This window comes from Paucibacter soli (assembly GCF_037482845.1).
Classification (GTDB): Bacteria; Pseudomonadota; Gammaproteobacteria; order Burkholderiales; family Burkholderiaceae_C; genus Paucibacter_B; species Paucibacter_B soli.
In genome coordinates, this window is sequence record NZ_JBBHJW010000008.1 from 1 (window position 1) to 20,914 (window position 20,914).

24 protein-coding genes are annotated in these 20,914 nt (G+C 67.3%); 21 read left to right on the forward strand and 3 right to left on the reverse strand.

Annotated features, from left to right (window positions below):
• The first annotated feature begins 266 nt into the window (after window positions 1-266).
• From WG898_RS16345 to WG898_RS16360, 4 genes are all read left to right on the forward strand, one after another.
• Window positions 267-821 (forward strand): helix-turn-helix domain-containing protein, encoded by a 555-nt coding sequence (locus tag WG898_RS16345; protein WP_339603866.1) that lies wholly within the window; start codon window positions 267-269, stop codon window positions 819-821.
• Complete coding sequence (locus WG898_RS16350) at window positions 814-1,533, forward strand: nucleotidyl transferase AbiEii/AbiGii toxin family protein (protein WP_339603867.1); 720 nt, start codon at window positions 814-816, stop codon at window positions 1,531-1,533. Before WG898_RS16345 ends, WG898_RS16350 begins: the two co-directional genes overlap by 8 nt.
• A 128-nt stretch (window positions 1,534-1,661) precedes the next feature.
• A complete protein-coding gene (edd, locus tag WG898_RS16355) occupies window positions 1,662-3,497 on the forward strand; it encodes a phosphogluconate dehydratase (RefSeq protein WP_339603868.1) in 1,836 nt (611 codons plus the stop codon).
• A 14-nt stretch (window positions 3,498-3,511) separates the two neighbouring features.
• A complete protein-coding gene (locus tag WG898_RS16360) occupies window positions 3,512-4,144 on the forward strand; it encodes a bifunctional 4-hydroxy-2-oxoglutarate aldolase/2-dehydro-3-deoxy-phosphogluconate aldolase (protein WP_339603869.1) in 633 nt (210 codons plus the stop codon).
• A gap of 144 nt (window positions 4,145-4,288) precedes the next feature.
• On the opposite strand, the gene WG898_RS16365 is transcribed toward WG898_RS16360, so the two are convergent.
• On the reverse strand, window positions 4,289-4,849 hold the full coding sequence (locus tag WG898_RS16365; protein ID WP_444718960.1) for a PaaI family thioesterase: 561 nt from the start codon (window positions 4,847-4,849) through the stop codon (window positions 4,289-4,291).
• Between the two features lie 63 nt (window positions 4,850-4,912).
• Here WG898_RS16365 and WG898_RS16370 point away from each other — a divergent pair, with 63 nt between their 5' ends.
• From WG898_RS16370 to WG898_RS16380, 3 genes are read left to right on the forward strand one after another with little or no spacing between them, the layout of a single operon-like run.
• The gene (locus WG898_RS16370) at window positions 4,913-5,374 is read left to right on the forward strand and encodes a MarR family winged helix-turn-helix transcriptional regulator (protein WP_339603870.1); all 462 of its coding nucleotides are present in this window, start codon (window positions 4,913-4,915) and stop codon (window positions 5,372-5,374) included.
• 12 nt (window positions 5,375-5,386) lie between these two features.
• The gene (locus WG898_RS16375) at window positions 5,387-6,028 is read left to right on the forward strand and encodes a CatA-like O-acetyltransferase (RefSeq protein WP_339603871.1); all 642 of its coding nucleotides are present in this window, start codon (window positions 5,387-5,389) and stop codon (window positions 6,026-6,028) included.
• Complete coding sequence (locus WG898_RS16380) at window positions 6,025-7,350, forward strand: NAD(P)/FAD-dependent oxidoreductase (RefSeq protein WP_339603872.1); 1,326 nt, start codon at window positions 6,025-6,027, stop codon at window positions 7,348-7,350. The genes WG898_RS16375 and WG898_RS16380 overlap by 4 nt, the downstream gene beginning before the upstream one ends.
• Here the strand turns inward: WG898_RS16380 and xth are convergent.
• Window positions 7,336-8,106: an exodeoxyribonuclease III gene (gene xth, locus WG898_RS16385; RefSeq protein WP_339603873.1), complete on the reverse strand. Its 771-nt coding sequence runs from the start codon at window positions 8,104-8,106 to the stop codon at window positions 7,336-7,338. The genes WG898_RS16380 and xth overlap by 15 nt on opposite strands.
• 143 nt (window positions 8,107-8,249) lie before the next feature.
• Between xth and WG898_RS16390 the strand changes: the two genes are divergently transcribed.
• The 11 genes from WG898_RS16390 (at window position 8,250) to WG898_RS16440 (ending at window position 17,873) form a co-directional block, all read left to right on the forward strand.
• Window positions 8,250-8,621, forward strand: coding sequence for an ArsR/SmtB family transcription factor (locus tag WG898_RS16390; protein WP_339603874.1), 372 nt, complete (start codon window positions 8,250-8,252; stop codon window positions 8,619-8,621).
• Window positions 8,618-9,994: a sulfite dehydrogenase gene (soxC, locus tag WG898_RS16395; RefSeq protein ID WP_339603875.1), complete on the forward strand. Its 1,377-nt coding sequence runs from the start codon at window positions 8,618-8,620 to the stop codon at window positions 9,992-9,994. Before WG898_RS16390 ends, soxC begins: the two co-directional genes overlap by 4 nt.
• Window positions 9,978-11,045 (forward strand): c-type cytochrome, encoded by a 1,068-nt coding sequence (locus WG898_RS16400; protein ID WP_339603876.1) that lies wholly within the window; start codon window positions 9,978-9,980, stop codon window positions 11,043-11,045. The genes soxC and WG898_RS16400 overlap by 17 nt, the downstream gene beginning before the upstream one ends.
• Window positions 11,046-11,134: 89 nt before the next feature.
• The gene (gene soxY, locus WG898_RS16405) at window positions 11,135-11,599 is read left to right on the forward strand and encodes a thiosulfate oxidation carrier protein SoxY (protein ID WP_339604141.1); all 465 of its coding nucleotides are present in this window, start codon (window positions 11,135-11,137) and stop codon (window positions 11,597-11,599) included.
• A gap of 44 nt (window positions 11,600-11,643) precedes the next feature.
• Complete coding sequence (gene soxZ / locus WG898_RS16410; protein WP_285232128.1) at window positions 11,644-11,955, forward strand: thiosulfate oxidation carrier complex protein SoxZ; 312 nt, start codon at window positions 11,644-11,646, stop codon at window positions 11,953-11,955.
• A 94-nt stretch (window positions 11,956-12,049) separates the two neighbouring features.
• The gene (gene soxA / locus WG898_RS16415) at window positions 12,050-12,850 is read left to right on the forward strand and encodes a sulfur oxidation c-type cytochrome SoxA (RefSeq protein ID WP_339603877.1); all 801 of its coding nucleotides are present in this window, start codon (window positions 12,050-12,052) and stop codon (window positions 12,848-12,850) included.
• A gap of 5 nt (window positions 12,851-12,855) precedes the next feature.
• Window positions 12,856-13,515 (forward strand): sulfur oxidation c-type cytochrome SoxX, encoded by a 660-nt coding sequence (gene soxX / locus WG898_RS16420; RefSeq protein ID WP_444718961.1) that lies wholly within the window; start codon window positions 12,856-12,858, stop codon window positions 13,513-13,515.
• Window positions 13,516-13,607: 92 nt separating this feature from the next.
• Window positions 13,608-15,341 carry a thiosulfohydrolase SoxB gene (soxB, locus tag WG898_RS16425; RefSeq protein ID WP_339603879.1) on the forward strand — a complete coding sequence of 578 codons (1,734 nt, stop codon included), beginning with the start codon at window positions 13,608-13,610 and terminating at the stop codon, window positions 15,339-15,341.
• Between the two features lie 135 nt (window positions 15,342-15,476).
• Window positions 15,477-15,854, forward strand: a complete 378-nt coding sequence (locus WG898_RS16430) for a metalloregulator ArsR/SmtB family transcription factor (protein WP_339603880.1) — start codon at window positions 15,477-15,479, stop codon at window positions 15,852-15,854.
• Between the two features lie 86 nt (window positions 15,855-15,940).
• A complete protein-coding gene (locus WG898_RS16435; RefSeq protein WP_339603881.1) occupies window positions 15,941-17,251 on the forward strand; it encodes an OmpP1/FadL family transporter in 1,311 nt (436 codons plus the stop codon).
• A 43-nt stretch (window positions 17,252-17,294) separates the two neighbouring features.
• Window positions 17,295-17,873 (forward strand): DUF302 domain-containing protein, encoded by a 579-nt coding sequence (locus WG898_RS16440; protein WP_339603882.1) that lies wholly within the window; start codon window positions 17,295-17,297, stop codon window positions 17,871-17,873.
• Window positions 17,874-18,035: 162 nt separating this feature from the next.
• Here WG898_RS16440 and WG898_RS16445 read toward each other — a convergent pair whose 3' ends face one another.
• Window positions 18,036-18,473 carry a DsrE family protein gene (locus WG898_RS16445; protein ID WP_444718962.1) on the reverse strand — a complete coding sequence of 146 codons (438 nt, stop codon included), beginning with the start codon at window positions 18,471-18,473 and terminating at the stop codon, window positions 18,036-18,038.
• 123 nt (window positions 18,474-18,596) lie between these two features.
• Here WG898_RS16445 and WG898_RS16450 point away from each other — a divergent pair, with 123 nt between their 5' ends.
• The 3 genes from WG898_RS16450 to WG898_RS16460 are packed head-to-tail and all read left to right on the forward strand — an operon-like array spanning window position 18,597 to window position 20,892.
• A complete protein-coding gene (locus tag WG898_RS16450; RefSeq protein WP_339603883.1) occupies window positions 18,597-19,724 on the forward strand; it encodes a YeeE/YedE family protein in 1,128 nt (375 codons plus the stop codon).
• A 14-nt stretch (window positions 19,725-19,738) separates the two neighbouring features.
• Window positions 19,739-20,266: a YeeE/YedE thiosulfate transporter family protein gene (locus WG898_RS16455; RefSeq protein WP_339603884.1), complete on the forward strand. Its 528-nt coding sequence runs from the start codon at window positions 19,739-19,741 to the stop codon at window positions 20,264-20,266.
• Window positions 20,267-20,268: 2 nt separating this feature from the next.
• Window positions 20,269-20,892, forward strand: coding sequence for a DUF6691 family protein (locus WG898_RS16460; RefSeq protein ID WP_339603885.1), 624 nt, complete (start codon window positions 20,269-20,271; stop codon window positions 20,890-20,892).
• The last annotated feature ends 22 nt before the right edge of the window (window positions 20,893-20,914 follow it).

Sequence of the window (20,914 nt, forward strand, 5' to 3'; positions counted from 1 at the left end):
TTGATACGCAGGAATTGAGTTACCGGTAGACGACGAAGAAAAAGCGATCCGGCGGCTTCCTCGGCCGCCTGGGCCTCATCCAGACAGGCCTCTTGGGCATCCCCTGTGACTCCGGGGGATGCCCTTTTTGTTGGCGGTGTGTGACCGCTTGCCACAAGCTTGGGGCAGGCGGATGGACCCGTGCAGTCGCCACTTGCGCTCGGCTTCCATCAAGACTCGTATGGACTTCGCACCGGCCGGCCAGCGCGACTCGTCGGATTCAGGGTATGGAAAAGTTGTTTCTCATTATGGACAAAATGGAACAAATGCATAGAATGAGAAACACTATGCCGGCCAGCCAACCCCTTTTCTCCGAGCGCCTGGCGAGCAGCTTGCACGCGCTCGGGCAGCGGATTCGAGCGCAGCGCAAAGCCCTGCGTGTGAGCGCCACGGCCGCGGCGCAGGCGGCGGGCATGTCGCGTGTGACCCTGCATCGCATCGAGCATGGTGAGCCCACGGTCACCATGGCTGCCTACATGAATGCGGCGGCAGCAATGGGCCTGGAACTGGGCATTCTGAGTCCCGCGCCGGAGGCCGCATCGGCGCCTCAGGCGCTGGACAAACGAGCCTGGATTCCGGTGCGGATACGACTTGCGGACTATCCGCAGCTCAAGCGCCTGGCCTGGCAGGTGCACGGCACCGATAGCTTGACGCCTGTCGAGGCGCGCGACATCTACGAGCGCAATGCACGCCACCTTGATGTCAGCAGCCTGGACGAAGGGGAGCGGGACCTGATGGAGGCCTTGCGCACCGCGCTGGGCCCGAGGGGGCCGGGTGTTTGAGCGCCCTCATCACCGCGCGATTGCCCAGGTGCTGACGGCATTGGACGGGCCCAAGCTCAGGTCCACGGCTTGCCTTTTCGCGGGTGGCACCGTGATGGCGCTGCGCTATGGCGAGTACCGCGAGTCGGTGGACATCGACTTCCTCGTGTCCGATATTGCGGGTTATCGCTTGCTGCGCCAGTGGATGACCAGTGCGCAAGGCATTGCGACATTGGTCCGCGCAGATGCGGCGCCACTCGTGCAAGCCAAGGAGGTCAGGGCCGACCAGTATGGTGTTCGTACGCTGCTGGCGCTTGACGGTCAGCACATCAAGTTCGAAATCGTGCTGGAAGGCCGCATCGCTTTGGAGGCTCCCGGGCCACTGGACGAAGTATGCGGTGTGGCCACACTCACGCCATTGGATATGGCCACCAGCAAGTTGTTGGCCAACTCGGATCGCTGGAGCGATGACGGCGTGTTCAGCCGGGATGTCATCGACCTGGCCATGATGGGGCCGCCCTTGCCCCTGCTCCGACGCGCGGTCGCGAAGGCCGAGGCAGCCTATGGCCAAGCAATATTGGCCGACCTCGGCAAGGCCTTGCATGCGTTGCAGACCCGGCCAGGCCGCCTGGAGCGCTGCATGCTTGCCATGGCGATGAGCCTTCCAAAGGCGCTCTTGTGGCAGAAATTGCGGTCGCTGGCTCGCGTGCTACCCAAGCAGGAAGGCAACTGAGGAGCTGTGGTCCATCGGCCCGAGGCCCCTGTTCCGTACCTCGCTTGTAACCGCAAGCCGGCCCCGATCTTGTAATATGGTTACCAATTTCAATCCGGCCGAGTTACATCGGCGCTGGGGCTGACCATATGACAAGTAAGACCGCTCGCTCTATCCTCGGCGAGGTCACCGCGCGCATCCAGGCGCGCAGCGCCGCTAGCCGTGAGCGCTATCTGGCCCAGGTGGCGCAGCTGGCCGGCCGCAAGCGCGGCGTCGAACGCATGGGCTGCGCGAATGTGGCGCATGCCTTTGCCGCCATGCCGGCCAACGACAAGCTGCGCATCGTGGCCGAGAAGGCGCCGCATCTGGGCATCGTCACCGCCTATAACGACATGCTCTCGGCCCACCAGCCCTACGAGCATTACCCCGAGCTGATACGCGCCGAGGCCCATGCCCAGGGCGCCACGGTGCAGGTGGCGGGCGGCACGCCGGCGATGTGCGATGGCGTCACGCAGGGCCTGCCCGGCATGGAGCTGAGCCTGTTCTCGCGCGACAACATCGCCATGAGCACCGCCATCGCGCTCAGCCACGATGTCTTCGACGCCGCGCTGCTCCTGGGCATCTGCGACAAGATCGTGCCGGGCCTCTTGATCGGCGCGCTGCATTTCGGCCATCTGCCCTGTGTGTTCGTGCCTGCCGGCCCGATGAGCAGCGGCATCTCCAACAGCGAGAAGGCCAAGGTGCGCGAGCTTTACGCACAAGGCAAGGTGGGGCGCGATGAGCTGCTGCAGAGCGAATCGGCCGCCTACCATGGCGCCGGCACCTGCACCTTCTACGGCACGGCCAACAGCAACCAGATGCTGCTGGAGGCCATGGGCCTGCACCTGCCCGGTGCGGCCTTTGCGCATCCGCATGACGACTTGCGTGAGCAGCTCAGCCGCGCCGCGGTGCGCCAGGCGCTCAGCATCACGGCAGCCAAGGGCAATTACACCCCGATCGGCCGCCTGGTGGACGAGCGCTGCATCGTCAACGCCATGGTCGCGCTGCTCGCCACCGGCGGTTCCACCAACCACCTGATCCATTGGGTGGCGGTGGCGCGCTCGGCCGGCATCCTGATCGACTGGACCGACTTCTCGGACCTGTCCGCCGCCGTGCCGCTGCTGGCGCGCGTCTATCCGAACGGCAGCGCCGATGTGAACCAGTTCCAGGCCGCCGGCGGCCCCGGCTTCGTGATCCGCGAGCTGCTACAGGCCGGCCTGATGCACGAGGAGGTGCTGACCGTCTGCGGCCCCAGCCTGCAGGCTTATGGCCGCGTGCCCAGCCTGGCTGCCGATGGCCAGCCGCAATGGCAGGCGCTGCCCGAGGGCAGCAGCGACGAGAGCGTGTTGCGCACCGCGGCCGCCCCCTTCAGTGCCAGCGGCGGCCTGAAGCTGTTGGCCGGCAATCTGGGCCGCGCCGTCATCAAGGTCTCGGCGGTGCCGGAAGATCGTCATGTGATCGAGGCGCCGGCGCGCATCTTCACCGACCAGGAATCCATGCAGGCGGCCTTCAAGGCCGGCGAGCTGGACCGCGACGTGGTGGTGGTGGTGCGCTTCCAGGGTCCGCAGGCCAATGGCATGCCCGAACTGCACAAGCTCACCCCGCCGCTGGCGGTGCTCCAGGGCAAGGGTTTCAAGGTCGCGCTGGTGACCGACGGCCGCATGAGCGGCGCCTCCGGCAAGGTGCCGGCCGCCATCCATGTGAGCCCCGAGGCGCTGGCCGGCGGCCCGCTGGCCAGGCTGCGCGATGGCGATCTGGTGCGCATGGACGCCGTCAGCGGCGCGCTGCAGGCCCTGGTACCCGAGGCCGAATGGGCGCAGCGCGAAATCGCCACCATCACGCCCGAGCAGCAGGCCGAGAACGGTGCCGGCCTCGGCCGCGAGCTGTTTGCCGGCCTGCGCCGCAACGTCAAGAGCGCCGAAGAGGGCGCCATTTCTTGGCTCTGACCCTAGGAAACCATATGAGCGACGCAAGAACCCTCAGCCTGGCCGCGCATGGCCCGGTAATTCCGGTGATCGTGATCCAGCGCCTCGAAGACGCCGTACCGCTGGCCCAGGCCCTGGTGGCCGGTGGGGTGCGCGTGCTGGAGGTGACGCTGCGCACGCCGGTGGCGCTGGCGGCAATGGAGGCGATGGCGCGCGCCGTGCCCGAGGCCATCGTTGGCGCCGGCACCCTGCGCAGCCCGGCCGACGTGCAGGCGGCGAAGAATGCCGGCTGCCAGTTCGGCGTCAGCCCCGGCTTCACCGATGCGATCGCCGCGGCCTGCCAGGCGCAAGACCTGCCCCTCTTGCCCGGCGTATCCACCGCCAGCGAGGTGATGCAGGCGAATGCCGCGGGCTATGGCTTTCTCAAGCTCTTCCCGGCCACCGCAGTGGGTGGCGTGAACCTGCTCAAGGCCCTGGCCGGCCCCTTCCCGGACGTGGCCTTCTGCCCCACCGGCGGCATCACGCCCGAGACCGCGCCGCAATTCCTGGGCCTGCCGAATGTGAAGGTCTGCGGCGGCTCCTGGCTGACGCCGGCCGATGCCATCGCGGCCGGCGACTGGGCCCGCATCACGCGCCTGGCCCAGGCCACGCACGCCTTGCGGGGCTAAATGCTCCCCAATTGCCCGAGGCGAATGCTCGGCACACCCTGACACAAGGAACGATCGAGCCCGGCAGCGTCCGAGGATCCGGCATTGCCGGGCCTGCGGGCGCGCCCCCTTGAGGGGGCCGGCGCAGCCGGTAGGGGGTGGGCGTTAGCGCTGATCGAAGATCAGGCAGGTGGTGCTGGCATGGGCATAGAGCTTGCCGTCATGCCCCACCAGGCGCGCCTCGGCGGTGGCCACCTGGCGCCCGCCATGCGTGAGCTCGCCGATCGCGCGCACCAGCGGCACGCGCTCTGACAGCGCCCGCACCAGATTCACCTTGAATTCCAGCGTGGTGTAGGCGCGCCCGGGCTCCAGGCTGGTGTGCACCGCGCAGCCCAGCGCCGAATCCAGCAGGGTGGCGAACCAGCCGCCGTGCACCGTGCCCAGCGGGTTGTAATGCTTGCGCTGCGGCCGGCCCTGGAACACCGCGCGGCCATGCGCCACCTCGATGAGGCAGAAGTCCAGCGTGTGCGCAATCGGCGGCGGCGGGAACTCGCCGTTCAGCATGGCCTGCATCTGCTGCAGGCCGCTCAGGCCCGCCAGCTGCTCGGGCCGCGCCAGCCCATGCTCGTGGCGCAGGCGTGCGCGCACCATGGCCTCGTCGGCCTGCCATTGGGCCAGCAGTTCGTCGGCTGTGGTGCTCGGCTTGGGGGTGGTGCGTGCGTCCATGCTTGGTCCAATGCTTGTAGCTGCAACTATTGCAGTTGCAATCATCGTCACTACAATGCCAGTATGTCAAGCAAGCCCGCGACGGTCGCAAAGGCCTTGGAGAAGCAAGGTCCGCAGGGCTGCACCAACTTCAAGCTGCGCCAGCTGACGCGGCTGGTGTCGCAGCATTGCGAAAGCCATTTCGCCGACACCGGGCTCAAGACCACGCAGTATTCGCTGCTGGCCCACCTCGATCATCTCGGACCGGTGCAGCCCAGCGAGTTGGCTCGGCGCATGGATCTCGACGTCTCGACGCTCTCGCGCAACGTCCAGGGTCTGGTGGCCGCGGGCCTGGTGGAGCAGCTGGAGGGCGACGATGCGCGCAGCCATCGGCTGCAGCTGACCGAGGCCGGCCGCGCCAAGCGCCAGGCCATGAAGAACAGCTGGAAGCGCGCCCAGCTCTCGCTCAACCAACGCCTGGGCGACGACAAGATCGAGCAACTGCACGCACTCTTGGACGAGTGCCTGGCGCTGATGCGCAGCTGATAGCATGAGCCGATGCCACGCGTCATCGACCTGCCCAGCTGGCCACGCCGCCACAGCTTCGAGTTCTTCCGCCAGCTCAACCAGCCTTACTTCAGCCTTTGCACCCGCGTGGAATTGAGCGGCCTGCTGGCACGCGCCAAGGCCGTGCCGGGCGCGACGCCGTTTCTGGCCTACCACCATGTCTTGTTGGCCACGGCGAATGAATTTGACTGCTTGCGCCAGCGCATCGTCGACGGCCAGGTGATCGAGTTCGAGCAGGTCGACGCCAGCACCACGGTGCTGCGCAGCGACGAGAGCCTGGCCTTTGCCGATCTGGCCTATCACGCCGACTTCAGCCGCTTCGTGCGCGAGGGGCAGGCTAGCCTGGCGGCGGCGCGCGGCTCGGACCCCGCTGCCATCGTCGCCACGGCCAAGGCAGCGCGCCAGGACCTGATCCACACCACCGTGATCCCCTGGCTCAGCTTCACGAGCTTCTCGCATCCGCGCCAGCTGGGCAGTGGCGACGCCATCCCCAAGTTTGCGCTGGGCCGCTACGAGCCCGAGCCCGGCAGCGGCCGGCTGTGGATGCCGGTGCATCTGGAGGTGCACCACGCCCTGATGGACGGCCTGCATGTGGGCCGCTTTTTCGAAGCGCTGCAGGCGCGCATGGCGTGACGCAGCAAGAGGAGAGCAACTACTACCGGGCGAGCACGCGGCCGCTGGGCCTGCCGGCGCTCGGCGGGCCGGAGCCGGCGGTGGAGGTGGCCATCGTCGGCGGCGGCTTTGCCGGCCTGGCCACGGCGCGCGGCCTGCAGGAACGCGGCATGCGCAGCCTGGCCCTGCTGGAGGCGCATGAGATCGGCCATGGCGCATCGGGCCGCAACGGCGGTTTCGTGTTCGGCGGCTACAGCCGCGACGCCAGGCTGCTGTGGCGCGAGCTGGGGCGGCAGGCGGCACGTTCGCTCTACGGGCTGACGCGCGAGGCGGTGGCGCTGATACGCGAGCGCATCGACAGCCATGGCATCGCCTGCGAGCGCTGCGAGGGTGGCGCCCTGCTGGCCGATTGGTTCCACGGCCCGCGCGCCAGCGCGGCGCTGCGTGCGCAGGCGCAGTTCCTGCGGCGCGAATTGGGCGTGGTCTGGGACGAGGTGGGCGGCGCCGAACTGCGCGAGCTGCTGCATACCGAGCGCTACAGTGCCGGCCTGCTGGAGCGCGACGCCTTTCATTTCCATCCGCTCAAATACGCCCAGGGCCTGGCGCGCCTGCTGCAGGCCGAAGGTGCGCAGCTGTATGAGCACAGTGCGCTGCAGCGTCTGGAGCCCCTGGCCGGTGGCGGCTGGCGCCTGCACACGGCCGCGGGCGCCAGCCTGCGCGCGGCCCAGGTGCTGGTGGCCGGTGGCGGCTATCTGCAAGGCAAGGGCAGCAGCATACGCAGGCTGCGACACAGCCGCCTGCCGATCGCCACCTATGTGATGGTGACCGAGCCTCTGGACGAGCGCACCTGCCCGGTGCGCACGCCGGCGGCGGTCTACGACACCCGCTTTGCCTTCGACTACTACCGCCGCCTGGCCGACCGGCGCCTGCTCTGGGGTGGCCGCATCTCCATCCTGGAGCGTGAGCCCCGGCGCATTGCGGCGCTGCTGAGCGCCGATATGCTCAAGGTCTATCCGCAGCTGCGCGGCACCCGCATCGATTTCGCCTGGGGCGGGCTGATGAGCTATGCACGTCACCAGATGCCGCAGCTGGGTCAGCTGGCGCCCGGCCTGTGGTTTGCCCAGTCCTTCGGTGGCCATGGTGTGGCGCCCACCACGGTGGCCGGCGAGTTGCTGGCCGACGCCATCAGCGGCCGCGCAGCCCTGCCGCAGGCGCTGGCGCGCTACGGGCTGACACCGGTGTTCGGCCGCCTCGGCCTGCTGGCGGCGCAGGCGCGCTACAGCTGGGCCGAACTCAGGGACATGCTGCGCGACATGGCAGCTTCAAACTCAGCCCAGCGCTAGCTCCACCACCACCGGCGCATGGTCGCTGGGGCGCTCGTTCTTGCGCGGCAGCTTGTCGATCACGCAGGACTTCACCGCGCCCTTGAGCGCCGCGCTGACCAGGATATGGTCGATGCGCAGGCCCTGGTTCTTGCGGAAGGCGAGGTTGCGGTAGTCCCACCAGCTCCAGCTCTTGGCTGGCTGTTCGAAGAGCCGGAAGGCATCGCTCAGGCCCAGCTCCAGCAAGGCCTGGAAATGCGCGCGCTCCTCTGGCGTGCAATGGATCTGGCCGGCCCAGGCCACCGGATCGTAGACATCGCGGTCCTCGGGGGCGATGTTGAAGTCGCCCATCAGCACCAGCTTGTCGTGGCTCTGCAGCTCCTGGCGCAGCCAGTCCTGCAGGGCCTGCAGCCAGCCCATCTTGTAGCGGAACTTGTCGCTGTCGGGCGCCTGGCCGTTGGGGAAATAGGCGCCCACCACGCGCACGCCGGCCACCGTGCCGGCGATCACGCGCGCCTGCTCGTCGGCAAAGCCGGGAATGTTCTTCACCACCGCGCTGGCCGGTGCCTTGCTGATCAGGGCCACGCCGTTGTAGGTCTTTTGGCCGAACCATTGCACCTGGTAGCCGGCAGCGCCGATCTCGAGTGTCGGGAACTTGTCGTCGCTGAGCTTGGTTTCCTGCAGCACCAGGGCATCGACCGGGTTGGCGGCCAGCCAGTCGAGCAGCTGCGGCAGGCGCACGGCCAGGGAGTTGACGTTCCAGGTGGCGAGTTTCATGGGTGCGGGAGAAGGGTCGGAGCCCGGATGTTAACTGTGGCCGTGCAATCTCACCGCACTGGCAACGCAGCCCTGGCCGTCGGTGGAAATACCTAATATCCGTAATTCATTTGGCGATAATATTCGGGCATAGTGATGTACGCATGAATACTGGCATCAACGATGAGCTGCGAGATCGGGTGTTCGACAACGCCGCGGAGTTGTTTGCCGTGCTGGCCGCTCCCTGCCGGATCCGCATTGTGTGCGAGCTTTGCCGGAGCGAGCGCAATGTGGGCGAGTTGCTGATGGTTGTAGGCGGCAGCCAGCCGAATCTGTCGCACCACCTGCGTGCGCTATTCCAGGCGGGCGTGGTCAGCAGGCGCCGTGACGGGGCCAAGGTGTATTACCGCTTGGCGCAGCAAAGGGTGGAAGCGCTGTGTGAGATTTTTCAGGGCTTGGGTGTGGCGGAGCGTGCGGCCGACGTGGCCGGCGCCGAGGCACAGGCCGGCCTGCTTGAACCAAAGGAGTGGCTGTGAATTCTGACGACAAGCCATCGGGCCGGCTGATCAAGGCGCCCGAGAACTTCCTGGACCCGGCGGGCATACGCCAGGTCTTCGCCGAGGCCAAGAAGGGGCGGCGCGACTTCATGCGCAAGGCCTTTGCGGCGGCAGGTGCAGCTGCGGCCGCCCCGGTGGCGCTTGCCAGCTCGAATCCGGTGCAGGCCGGCGAGGGTGATCCCAACATCCTCACTCTGCCCGAGCACAGCAAGGGCCTGGGTCAGCCGGTGGCGACCGAGGGCTATGGCAAGCCGTCCAAGTACGAGGCCAATGTGCAGCGCCGCCAGAGCCCGGGCCTGACCCAGACGGCGCAGGCCTCGGTATCGTTCGCGCCCCTGCAGTCGCTGTTTGGCATCGTCACGCCCAGCGGCCTGCATTTCGAGCGCCATCACCAGGGCTGGTGGGACATCGACCCCTCCAAGCATCGCCTGATGCTGAACGGCTCCGATGCGGGCATGCTGAAGAAGGCCATGGTCTTCACCATGGACGAGCTGATGCGTCTGCCCTCGGTGTCGCGCTTCCACTTCATCGAATGCGGCGCCAATACCGGCATGGAATGGGGCAATGTGGCGGTGCCCACGGTGCAGTACTCGCACGGCATGCTGAGCTGCAGCGAGTTCACCGGCGTGCCGCTGCGCACCCTGCTGGACCTGGCCGGCGTGGACTACAAAAAGGCCCGCTATGTGCTGGCCGAGGGCGCCGACGGTTCCTCGATGACGCGCACCATCCCGATGGAGATGGTGGAGAGCGGCGAGGTGCTGGTGGCCTATGGCCAGAACGGCGAGATGCTGCGCCCCGAGCAGGGCTACCCGCTGCGCCTGGTGGTGCCGGGCGTGCAGGGGGTCAGCTGGGTGAAATACCTGCGCCGCATCGAGGTGGGCGACAAACCCTACGCGGCCAAGGACGAGGCGATCCACTACATCGACCTGATGCCGGGCGGCCAGCATCGGCAGTACAGCAGCATCCAGGAATGCAAGAGCGTGGTGACCACGCCCTCGGGCGGCCAGGTGCTGCTCGACAAGGGTTTCTACAACATCAGCGGCCTGGCCTGGTCGGGGCGTGGCCGCATCAAGCGGGTGGACGTGTCGGTGGACGGTGGCCGCAACTGGCGCAGCGCCCGCCTGGAGGGCGCGGTGCTGCCCAAGTGCCTGACCCGTTTCAATATCGACTGGGTCTGGGACGGCAAGCCGGCCCTGATCCAGAGCCGCGCCATGGACGAGACCGGCTATGTGCAGCCCAGCTACAAGCAGTTGCGCGAGGTGCGCAGCACCCGCTCTATCTATCACAACAACGCCGTGCAGACCTGGTTGGTCCAGGAAGATGGGGAGGTGAAGAATGTCCAGCTCTCCTAAGCATTTGCTGATCGGCCTGTGCAGCGCCTTGTTGTTGGCCGGCGCCGTGCAGGCCCAGTCGGCCAAGGACATGCCCGGCATCGGCCGCGCCGCCACGCCCAAGGAAATCGCCGCCTGGGACATCGATGTGCGGCCAGACTTCAAGGGCCTGCCCAAAGGCAGCGGCACGGTGGCCAGGGGCCAGGAAGTCTGGGAAGGCAAATGCGCCCAATGCCATGGCATCTTTGGCGAAAGCGGCGAGGTGTTTTCGCCGCTGGTGGGCGGCACCACGCCGGACGACATCCGGACCGGCCATGTGGCGCGCCTGAATGACCGCGGCTTTCCCGGCCGCAGCACCTTGATGAAGGTGGCCACCGTCTCGACGCTGTGGGACTACATCAACCGCGCCATGCCCTGGACGGCACCGAAGTCGCTGAGCACCGACGAGGTCTACAGCGTGACCGCTTTTTTGCTCAATCTGGGCGGCATCGTGCCCGAGAACTTCGAGCTGTCGGACCGCAACATCGCCGAGGTGCAGCAGCGCATGCCGAATCGTCATGGCATGACGCTCGACCATGCGCTGTGGCCCGGCAAGGGGCTGAGCACGGGCAAGGCGGCGGACACCCGCAATGTGGCCTGCATGAAGGACTGCCCGGTGGAGGCCAAGATCAGCTCCTTCCTGCCCGAACATGCCCGCAATGCCCATGGCAATCTGGCCGAGCAGAACCGCAGCGTCGGACCCCAGCATGGCGCCGACACCAGCAAGCCATCGGGCACGCCGCTGCAGCGCGCGGTGGAGCCCGCGGCCAAGGCGCCAGGCGCGCCCATGGCCTTGCTGAACAAAAGCAGCTGCACCGCCTGCCATGCGGTGGCCGGCAAACTGGTGGGCCCATCGTTCCAGGAAATTGCCAAGAAACATGGCGAGCGCGGCGACGCGGTCAGCTATCTTTCGGGCAAGATTCGCTCCGGCGGCGTCGGTGTCTGGGGCCAGATCCCGATGCCAGCGCAGACGCTCAGCGAGGCCGATGCCGCGAGCATCGCGCAATGGCTCAAGAGCGGCGCTCCGCGCTGATTTTCAAGTTCCCCTGGGTGATGACACGGAGTCGGCCGGCACATCCCCTTATTAGCATGCAAGGATCAAGGAGACCCAAGATGATCGAGATGAATCGCAGAGAGATCATGGCCAGCAGTGCCAAGGTGGCGTCGCTGATGCTCGCCACCGGCATGTTCGGCAGCTTTGCCCACGCCGCCGGCGACGCCGCCGGCAAGGGTGCCTTCGACGCCAAGAGTCTGGCCGAACTGGTCAAGGCGCTGGGCTATGGTGCGCCCACCGAAAGCAAGGACGTGAGCATCACGGCGCCCGACATTGCCGAGAACGGCGCCGTCGTGCCGCTGGGTGCGGCCACCACCGCGGCCGGCGTCAAGCAGATGATGTTGCTGGTGGAGAAGAACCCCTCGGTGCTGGCTGCGTTGTTCAACGTCAGCCCGGAGGTCGAGGCCAGCTTCTCGACGCGCGTGAAGATGGGGCAGTCCTCCAACGTCTACGCGGTGGCGGTGACGAATGACAACAAGGTGCTGTACGCGCTCAAGGAAGTCAAGGTTACCTTGGGTGGCTGTGGCGGTTGAAACCACGACCGCGCATTTTCTGAATTAGCTAACAGGAGCAAGACATGGCAGATCCGATGCGAATCCGTGCGCAAGCCGCTGGCGACAAGGCCACCGTGCGCGTGTTGATGGCTCATGAGATGGAAAGCGGTCAGCGCAAGGACGCGGCCGGCAAGACCATCCCGGCCTGGTACATCAATGAAGTGAGCGCCGCGCTGAACGGCAAGGTGGTGCTGACCGCCGAGTGGGGTCCTTCTGTCTCGAAGAACCCCTTCCTGCAATTCGTCATCAAGGGCGCCAAGGCCGGCGACAAGGTGCAGGTATCCTGGACCGACAACAAGGGCGACAAGCGCAGCGACGAAGCGACGGTGTCCTGACCCCGTGTTGATACCTAGCGGCTGCGGCGCGGGGCCGCCCTACAGTTGCTGGCGCCAGGAATCGGCCTGGACGACAAGGCAAGGAGACAAGAGCATGACGCATTGGAAATTGCTTGCCGGCACGGCCCTCGGCCTGCTTGCCGGCCTTGCCGCGGCGCAGAAAACGGCTTCAGACGCGATCGCCGAATACCGCGCCCTGCTGGCCGATGGCAACCCGGCGGAGCTTTTCGAAGCCAAGGGCGAGGAGCTGTGGAAGACCAAGCGCGGCCCCAAGAACGCGACGCTGGAGCGCTGCGATCTGGGCCAGGGCGCCGGCGTCGTGAAGGGCGCCTTTGTGCGCCTGCCGCGTTGGTTCGCCGACACGCAGCGTGTGCAGGACCTGGAGTCGCGCCTGCTGACCTGCATGAGCACGCTGCAGGGCTTGGACAGCGAGGCGATTGCCAAGACGCCCTTCGGCAAGGGCGAGCAGCTGACCATGGAGGCCCTGGTGGCCTGGATCTCGGCCGAATCGCGCGGTCAGCGCATGCAGCTGCCGCAGGCCCATGCGGCCGAGCAGCGCATGTACGAACTCGGCAAGCGCGCCTTCTTCTTCCGCGGCGGACCGATGGATTTCTCCTGCGCCACCTGCCATGGCGAGGAAGGCAAGCGCATCCGCCTGCAGGACCTGCCCAAGCTCACCACGAACCCGGGCGATGGCGTGGGCTTCGCGGCCTGGCCGGCCTACCGCGTTTCCAGCGGCGAGCTGTGGGGCATGCAACGGCGGCTGAACGACTGCTACCGCCAGCAGCGCTTCCCCTATCCGGGCTATGGCTCGGATGTCACCATCGCCCTGGCCGTGTACATGGGTGTGAATGCCAAGGGTGCGGAGTCCATCGCACCGGCCATCAAGCGCTGAAGGAGATGCAAATGAACCAACGCTTTGTTTGGGGTGTGGTGGCTGCCTTGGCGCTGGGGGCAGCGGGTTGCGCCAGCCTGCCCAGCCAGCCCACGGCGGCCGAGCTGGACGCCCAGGCCCTGGCGATGCTGAAGGCCTCGTTCCGCGACGAGGGCATTGCCACCACCAAGCGCCTGGAGCAGGATCTCGGTCAGCAGGCCTGCTCGGCCGAGACCGCGCCGCCCGAAGGCGTGGCCAAGCGCGTCGAGGACGAGGCGCTGGCCTCGATCAAATGGCCGACCGGCGGACGGTATCTGGGCGACTGGCGCGAGGGCGAGAAGCTGGCACAGAACGGGCGTGGCATGACCTGGACCGACAAGTCCGCGGCGCCCGAGGCCAACGGTGCCAATTGCTACAACTGCCATCAGATCAGCAAGCAGGAGGTCTCCTTCGGCACCATAGGCCCCAGCCTGTACAACTACGGCAAGATCCGTGGCGTGCAGGACCCGGCCGACCCGGCCAGTGCCGCCATCGTGCAATACACCTGGGGCAAGCTGTGGAACTCCAAGGCCTACAACGCCTGCTCCAATATGCCGCGCTTCGGCCATGCCGGCTTGCTCAATGAGGAGCAGCTGCGCCATGTGATGGCGCTGATCCTCGACCCGCGCTCGCCGGTGAACCAGTAGGCCGCAGCCCAGCCGCACGAGCGAGCCCGTCCGAGCCCCGGCCCCGACGGGCTTTCTTCGATCCAAAACATCAGTGAATACGAATACTTACCATGAGCCTCAGCAAACGTGAATTCCTCCAAGTGATGTCCGCGGCCTCGGTGGCGGGCATGGGTCTGGGTCGTTATGCCGACGCCGATGCGGCCACCGCAGAGCAGGGGCTCTACGAGCTGCCGCGCTTCGGCCAGGTGTCGTTCCTGCACATGACCGACTGCCATGCGCAGCTCAAGCCGATCTACTTCCGCGAGCCGAATGTGAACCTGGGGCTAGGTGCCATGCGCGGCCAAAGCCCCCATGTGGTGGGCGAGGGCCTGTTGAAGGCGGCTGGTGTGCGGCCAGGCACGGCGCTGGCTCATGCCTACACCTACCTGGACTTCGAGCGCGCCGCACGCCGTTACGGCAAGGTGGGCGGCTTTGCCCACCTCAGCACCCTGGTCAAGCGCATGAAGGCCAGCCGCCCTGGCGCCTTGCTGCTGGACGGCGGCGACACCTGGCAGGGCTCGGCCACCTCGCTGTGGACGAACGCCCAGGACATGGTTGACGCCTGCAAGCTGCTGGGCGTCGACGTGATGACCGGCCACTGGGAGTTCACCTATGGCATGGAGCGGGTCAAGGAGATCCTCGACAAGGACTTCAAGGGCAAGCTCGACTTCGTGGCGCAGAACGTCAAGACCAATGACTTCGGCGATGCGGTGTTTGCGCCCTATGTGTTGCGCGAGATGAATGGCATCAAATGCGCCATCATTGGCCAGGCCTTCCCCTATACGCCGATCGCCAACCCGCGCTATATGGTGGCCGACTGGGCCTTCGGCATCCAGGACGAGAACATGCAGGCCATGGTCGACGAGGTGCGCGCCAAGGGCGCCAAGGTGGTGGTGGTGCTCTCGCACAACGGCATGGACGTGGACCTGAAGATGGCATCGAAGGTGCGCGGCATCGACGCCATCCTGGGCGGGCATACGCACGACGGCGTGCCCGTGCCGGTGCAGGTGAAAAACGCCGGCGGCAGCACCCTGGTGACGAATGCGGGCAGCAATGGCAAGTTCCTGGGCGTGCTGGACTTCGAGGTCAAGGATGGGCGCGTGGCCGACTTCCGCTACAAGCTGCTGCCGATCTTCTCCAATATGCTCAAGGCCGATCCCGAGATGGAGGCCTTGATCGCCAAGATCCGCAAGCCCTACGAGGCCAAGCTGAGCGAGCAGCTGGCGGTGAGCGACGGCCTGCTGTACCGCCGCGGCAATTTCAACGGCAGTTGGGACCAGCTGATCGTCGACGCGCTGATCGAGGTGCAGGGCGCCGACATGGCCTTTTCGCCCGGTTTCCGCTGGGGCACGACGCTGCTGCCGGGCGATGTGATCACGCGCGAGCTGATGATGGACCAGCTCGCCACCACCTATTCCTACGCCACCGTCACGCCCATGAGCGGCACCACGATCAAGACGGTGCTGGAAGACGTGTGCGACAACCTCTTCAACCCCGACCCCTACTACCAGCAGGGCGGCGACATGGTGCGCGTGGGCGGCTTGAGCTATAGCTGCGAGCCCGGCGCGCCGATGGGCAGGCGCATCCAGGACCTGCGCCTGCACGGCAAGCCGATCGAGGCCGACAAGACCTACAAGGTGGCCGGCTGGGCCCCGGTGGCCGAAGAGGCTGCCAGCCTGCCCGGCACCCGCATGGTGTGGGATGTGGTCGAGCAGTGGCTGCGGAGCCAGGGTCGCGTCGGCACGCGCAAGCTCAACACGCCAAGATTGCTGGGCGTGCAGGGCAATCCCGGCCTGGTGCTCTGAGTGAGCGGGCGCAAGCGCTTTGTTTGCGCCACATCAAGGGAAAGTCCCCGTGCCGCGGCCCTTGTCGGCGCGGGACCTGCGCCCTACCATGATCCGACAGTATCGAAAGTTTGATATCAATCTTTCAGGATCATCATGCGCAGCAAGCTCCCGCCCGCCACCGACGACGTCTCGCCAATGCGCGAGCATGCGCGCGAGGCCACGGCGCTGCTGAAGGCCCTGGGCAACGAGGATAGGCTGCTCATCCTGTGCACCCTGAGCCAGGGCGAGCTGTCGGTGGGCGAGTTGGAGCAGCGCACGCAGATCCACCAGCCCACCTTGTCGCAGCAGCTGACGGTGCTGCGCGATCAGGCCATGGTGAGCTGCCGTCGCGACGGCCGCTTCGCCTACTACAGCGTCAGCAGCCCGGCGGCGCTGGCCACCATTGCCACCCTCTACGAGCTGTTCTGCGCACGCAGCGCTGGCTGTGAAATTCCGCAGCCGCAACGGCGCGCAGGCAAGCCCCCTTCTTGAGCCCGGCTCAGGCCCGCTGAGTCCAGCGGGACATAAAGGCAGGCCCTGCATGGGGCAGAGCGCCTGCCGCACCATCAGGAGACGACATGACGACGAAACGCTATCAAGGCGTCGCGGGGGCCTTGCTCGCCCTGCCGATGCTCGCGCACGCCACCAATGGCATGCTGCTGGAAGGCTACGGCCCGATTTCCGCTGGCATGGGGGGCGCCGCCACGGCGCTGGGCCACGGCATGGCCGCCGCGGCCACCAACCCCGCCACGCTGGGGCTGATGGGCGAGCAGGCGCGCCTGGATCTGGCGATCGGCCACCTCGGACCTCGGGTCAGCGCCAGCGCCGGCCCGCTGAGGTCCCAATCCGGCGGCACCGCCTATGAAATGCCTGCCTTTGGCTATGCGCGCCGCAGCGGTGATCTGGTCTACGGCCTGGCCATGTTTGCCCAGGGCGGCATGGGCACCGAGTATGGCGCCGACAGTTTTCTCGCCATGGGCTCGGGCCGCGACGTGCGCTCGGAGCTGGGGGTCGGCCGCATGATCGCACCGCTGGCCTGGAAACTCAGTGAGAAGCTTTCGGTAGGCGGCTCCTTGGACCTGGTCTGGTCCACGCTCGACATCCGCATGGCGGCCAGCGGCGCGCAATTGGGGCAGATGGTCAGCGGCGCCAGCGGCAACCTGGCCGCGGCGCTGCCGGCCCTGGGTGGCGCGCCCTGGGCGCGCGTTGACTTCAGCGACCAGAGCAAGTTCTCGGGTGAGGCCGTGGCCCTGGGCTGGGCCGCCAAGCTGGGACTGGTCTACCAGCTTACGCCCGGCCTGACGGTGGGGGCCAGTTGGCACAGCAAGACTGCCTTGCGCGATATGAAGACCGGGCAGGGCGCCGCGTCGCTGAGTGCCGCAGGGGGCTTTGTCGACAACGGCCGCATGACCGTGTTGGACTTCCAGATGCCGGCGCAGCTTGCGCTCGGTGCGGCCTGGCAAGCCAGCCCCACGCTAGTGCTTGCGGCCGACGTCAAGCGTGTGCAATGGGCGCCGGTGATGCAGGCCGTGCGCATGCGTTACGAGAGCGGCAGCATGGGCGGCACGGTCAGCTTCACGCTGCCCCAGCAATGGCGCAACCAGACCGTGACGGCGCTGGGCGTGGCCTGGAATGCCACGCCCGCTCTGATCTTGCGCGCGGGTTACAACGCCGCAGCCAACCCAGTTCCTGGCGCCACGATACTGCCGCTGTTCCCCGCCACGGTGCGGCATCACTACAGCGCCGGTCTCAGCCTTGCCACCGGCGCGCAGTCTGACGTCCATATGGCAGTGAGCAAGGCGCCCGCCAGCGTCGTGCAGTCCGGCTCCGGCGTGAGCATCAGCCATGGCCAGTTGAATGCCCAGCTGATGTTCAGCCTGCGCTTTTGAGTCGCTCTCCTCTTTTTAAACCCTTTAATATCAGGACATAGTCATGAAGCAATTGATAACCTTGATGCTGCGCGGCGCAGCATTGGCCGCGCTGGCGGCCGGCCTGAGCGGCTGCGGCAGCATCGCCACCCTGGGCAAGCTGGAGGACGGCGCCGGCGCCGAGGCCGGCAAGATGTGGGACCGCTGGGTCGCCAGCGGCGGTGACATCGCCGTGGCCACCACCTGGGAGCGCAAGGTCAAGCCGGGCGTCACGCTGGAGCAGATCGAACAGGCCCTGGCCAGCGTCTCGACCGAATCCAATATCCGCCCGGTCGGCGAACTGCCCTTGTCCAAGGAGCTGGAGGCACGCTCGGGCAAACCGCAGAAGCTGCTCAAGGTCTACAACTACTGCAACCCGCAGACCGCCCGTAAGATGGTGGACTTCTCACCGCATATGGCGGCCTACCTGCCTTGCCGCATCAGCGTCGTCGAGCAAGCCGACGGCCTGTGGATGTACACGCTCAATATGGACATGATGATCAGGATGGGCCGCAAGCTGCCGCCGGATCTGAAGGCCGATGCGCTGAAGGTGCGCGAGGCGATCTGGCAAATGATGGAGAAGGGCTCACGCGGCGAGTTCTGAGGTCGGACCGAGCGAAGCCCCAATGGGCTTCGCGACGCCGCCCGAAGGCCAGGCCGTGTCCCGCACGGACTGGCTGAGGTCGGAACTGGCCGTCCGAGGGCCGGGCCGTGTCCCGCACGGACTGGCTGAGGCCGCGCGAGCCCCCGCGGACTTGGCCGCGCCTCAGGGGTGCAGGTACGCGTAGCCCTCGCGCGCCTGCAGCTTGGCCACCTCGGCCACGCCCGAGGGCACGACCTTGGCTTCCATCGCCACTCGGTCGGGCGAGATATTGCGCGCGACCAGCGTGTTGTTGCAGACCCTGAACTCCACGCCCTGGCCCGCCAGGTCGCCGATGGCGCCCGCAAAGGGCTGGCCTTGCGGCGTGCTGGCGCCATCAAGCAGGAAGTCGATGCCCGCGCCATGGGTCACGACCACGATCTTGGCCGTGGGGTCGGCCGCCAGGTGGTTGCGGATATTGCCGACAGCGCGTGCCGCCTGGGCCACGCCCTCGCTGAGGTGGTAGACGGTCTTGATGGCGGCATCCGCGGCCACCGCGGGCAGGGCGATGCCCATGGCCAGGGCCAGCACGGCGGGACCAAGGAATCGACGTTGTAATGACATGACTCACTCCTTCAGGGTTGATCTGGGCTGTACATCACCAGCTGCGCATATTACGATTTAAAGACAAATCGCCCCGAATTGATCTGGGGCAAACGCGCATAGCCCAAGCAAAAGTCCGCCATCATGCAGCTGGAAGCGATCATCGAGTCTCTTGGCCAGGCCAAGGCCCTGGCCTGGGGCGGGCTCGCGATCGGCTTTGCCTTCGGTTTCTTCGCCCAGCGCTCGCGCTTCTGCCTGCGCTCGGCCACGATCGAGTTTTCGCGCGGCGCGCCGGGCGGCAAGCTGACGGTCTGGTTGTTCGCCTTCGCAACCGCCTTGCTGGCCACCCAGGCCTTGATCGCGCTGGGCCATGCCGACGTTGGCTCGGCGCGCCAGCTAGCGGCGCGTGGCAGTCTCTCGGGTGCGGCCATCGGTGGCGCACTGTTCGGCATCGGCATGATTCTGGCGCGCGGCTGTTCCAGCCGCCTGCTGGTGCTGGCGGCGCAGGGCAATCTGCGCTCGGTGCTGTCGGGCCTGGTGTTCGCGGTGACCGCGCAAGCCGCCTGGACCGGCGTGCTGGCGCCGCTGCGCGAACAGATGTCGGCCTGGTGGACGGTGGAGGGCGGCGCGGCGCGCGACCTCATCGCCATCACCGGCATCGGCCGCGGTGGTGCGCTGCTGTTCGCTGCCGTCTGGCTGCTGGCAGCCATGCGCTGGGCCTGGCACCAGCGCGTGCCCTTCTGGGGCTGGGCCGGCGCCATCATGGTGGGCTTGGCGATCAGCGCCGCCTGGTGGTACACGTCCTTGGTGGCCCTGCTGGGCTTGGACGCCGAGGCCGCGCCCGTGCAGGCGCTGAGTTTCACCGGCCCCTCGGCCGAGGTGCTGACACGCGTGCTGTTCGCGCCCGACAAGCCGCCCACCTTTGACCTGGGCCTGGTGCCCGGCGTGTTCCTGGGCTCCTTCGTGGCCGCCGCGCTGTTCCGTGAACTGAAGCTGGAGGGCTTTGCCGGCGGCGCCAGCATGCGCCGCTACCTGATCGGCGCGGTGCTGATGGGCTTTGGCGGCATGCTGGCCGGAGGTTGTGCGGTGGGCGCCGGCCTGTCGGGCGCGGCGGTGTTCACCATCACCTCCTGGATCACGCTGTCCTGCATGTGGGCCGCAGCAGCGCTCACCGACCATTGGCTCGACCGCCGGGCCGAGCGCCAGTCCACGCAGCCGGCGGCGGCGCTGGATCAGGCCGTGCCCCAGTTCTCACGCTCCTTCCCCCGATGACACCGAGTCCTGCCATGTCCTTCTTTCCATCCTGCCCCGCAACACCGCGCCCCTTCTGGCCCAGCTGGCTAGCCGGTATCGCCCTGGGCCTGGTGCTCTTGCTGACCTTTGTATGGACCGGTCACGGCCTGGGCGCCACCGGCGCCAGCACACGCCTGACCGCTGCCCTGGCCCATGGCGTGGCGCCGGCGGCCACCGCGGCGAATGGCTATCTGGGCCCGCTCCTCAAGCATGGCAATCCGCTCGCGTCCTGGATCAGCTGGCAGGTGCTGGGCGTGGCACTCGGCGCCCTGACGGCGGCCTGGCAGGCAGGCCGTCTGCGCGTGCAGCTGGATGGCGAGCACAGCGTCGGCCGCGGGCGGCGCCTGCTCAGCGCCCTGGGTGGCGGCGTGTTGGCCGGCTTTGGCGCGCGCGTGGCGGCGGGTTGCACCAGCGGCCTGGGCCTGTCGGGTGCGGCGACCCTGGGGGTGGCGGCCTTTGTATTCCTGGCCCTGTTCTTTGCGGTAGGCGTGCTCGCCAGCCGTGTGATGCGCGGAGTCTGAGCATGATGATGATGACATTGCCACTCAACGACGCCGGCATGTGGTCGGCCCTGGTCTGCGGCCTGCTGTTCGGCTTTGTGCTCGAGCGCGCCGGCTTCGGCAGCCCCTGCAAGCTGACGGCGCAATTCCGCTTCACCGACTGGTCGGTGCTCAAGGTCATGTTCACCGCCATCGTGGTGGCCGCCGGCGGACTGGCGCTGCTGCGCGCGCTGGGCTGGCTGCAGGCCGATGCCCTGTTCGTGCCCAGCGCCTATCTGGGGGCGGCGGCGATTGGCGGCGCACTGGTGGGCGCCGGCTTTGCCGTGGGCGGTTACTGCCCCGGCACCTCGGTGGTGGGCCTGATGTCGGGACGCCTGGATGCACTGGTGTTCCTGCTCGGGCTGCTCTTGGGCACGGGCCTGTTCGCCTGGGGCTGGAGCAGCGGCCTGGAGGCCTGGACCCTGGCGGGCGAGCTCGACAGCGGCGACACGCTGCAGGAGGCCTTCGGCATTCCGGACGCCTGGGCGGTGGGCGCGCTGGCGCTGGCCCTGCTGGCTGTCTATTGGCTGGGTGGCCGCTTGGAGCGCCGCGGCCGCGGCCCGGTCACGGCCGTCGAGGCCGTGCGGGGCGCTGGTGCGGACGAATGAAGAATCAAAGAAAGGCAGTGAC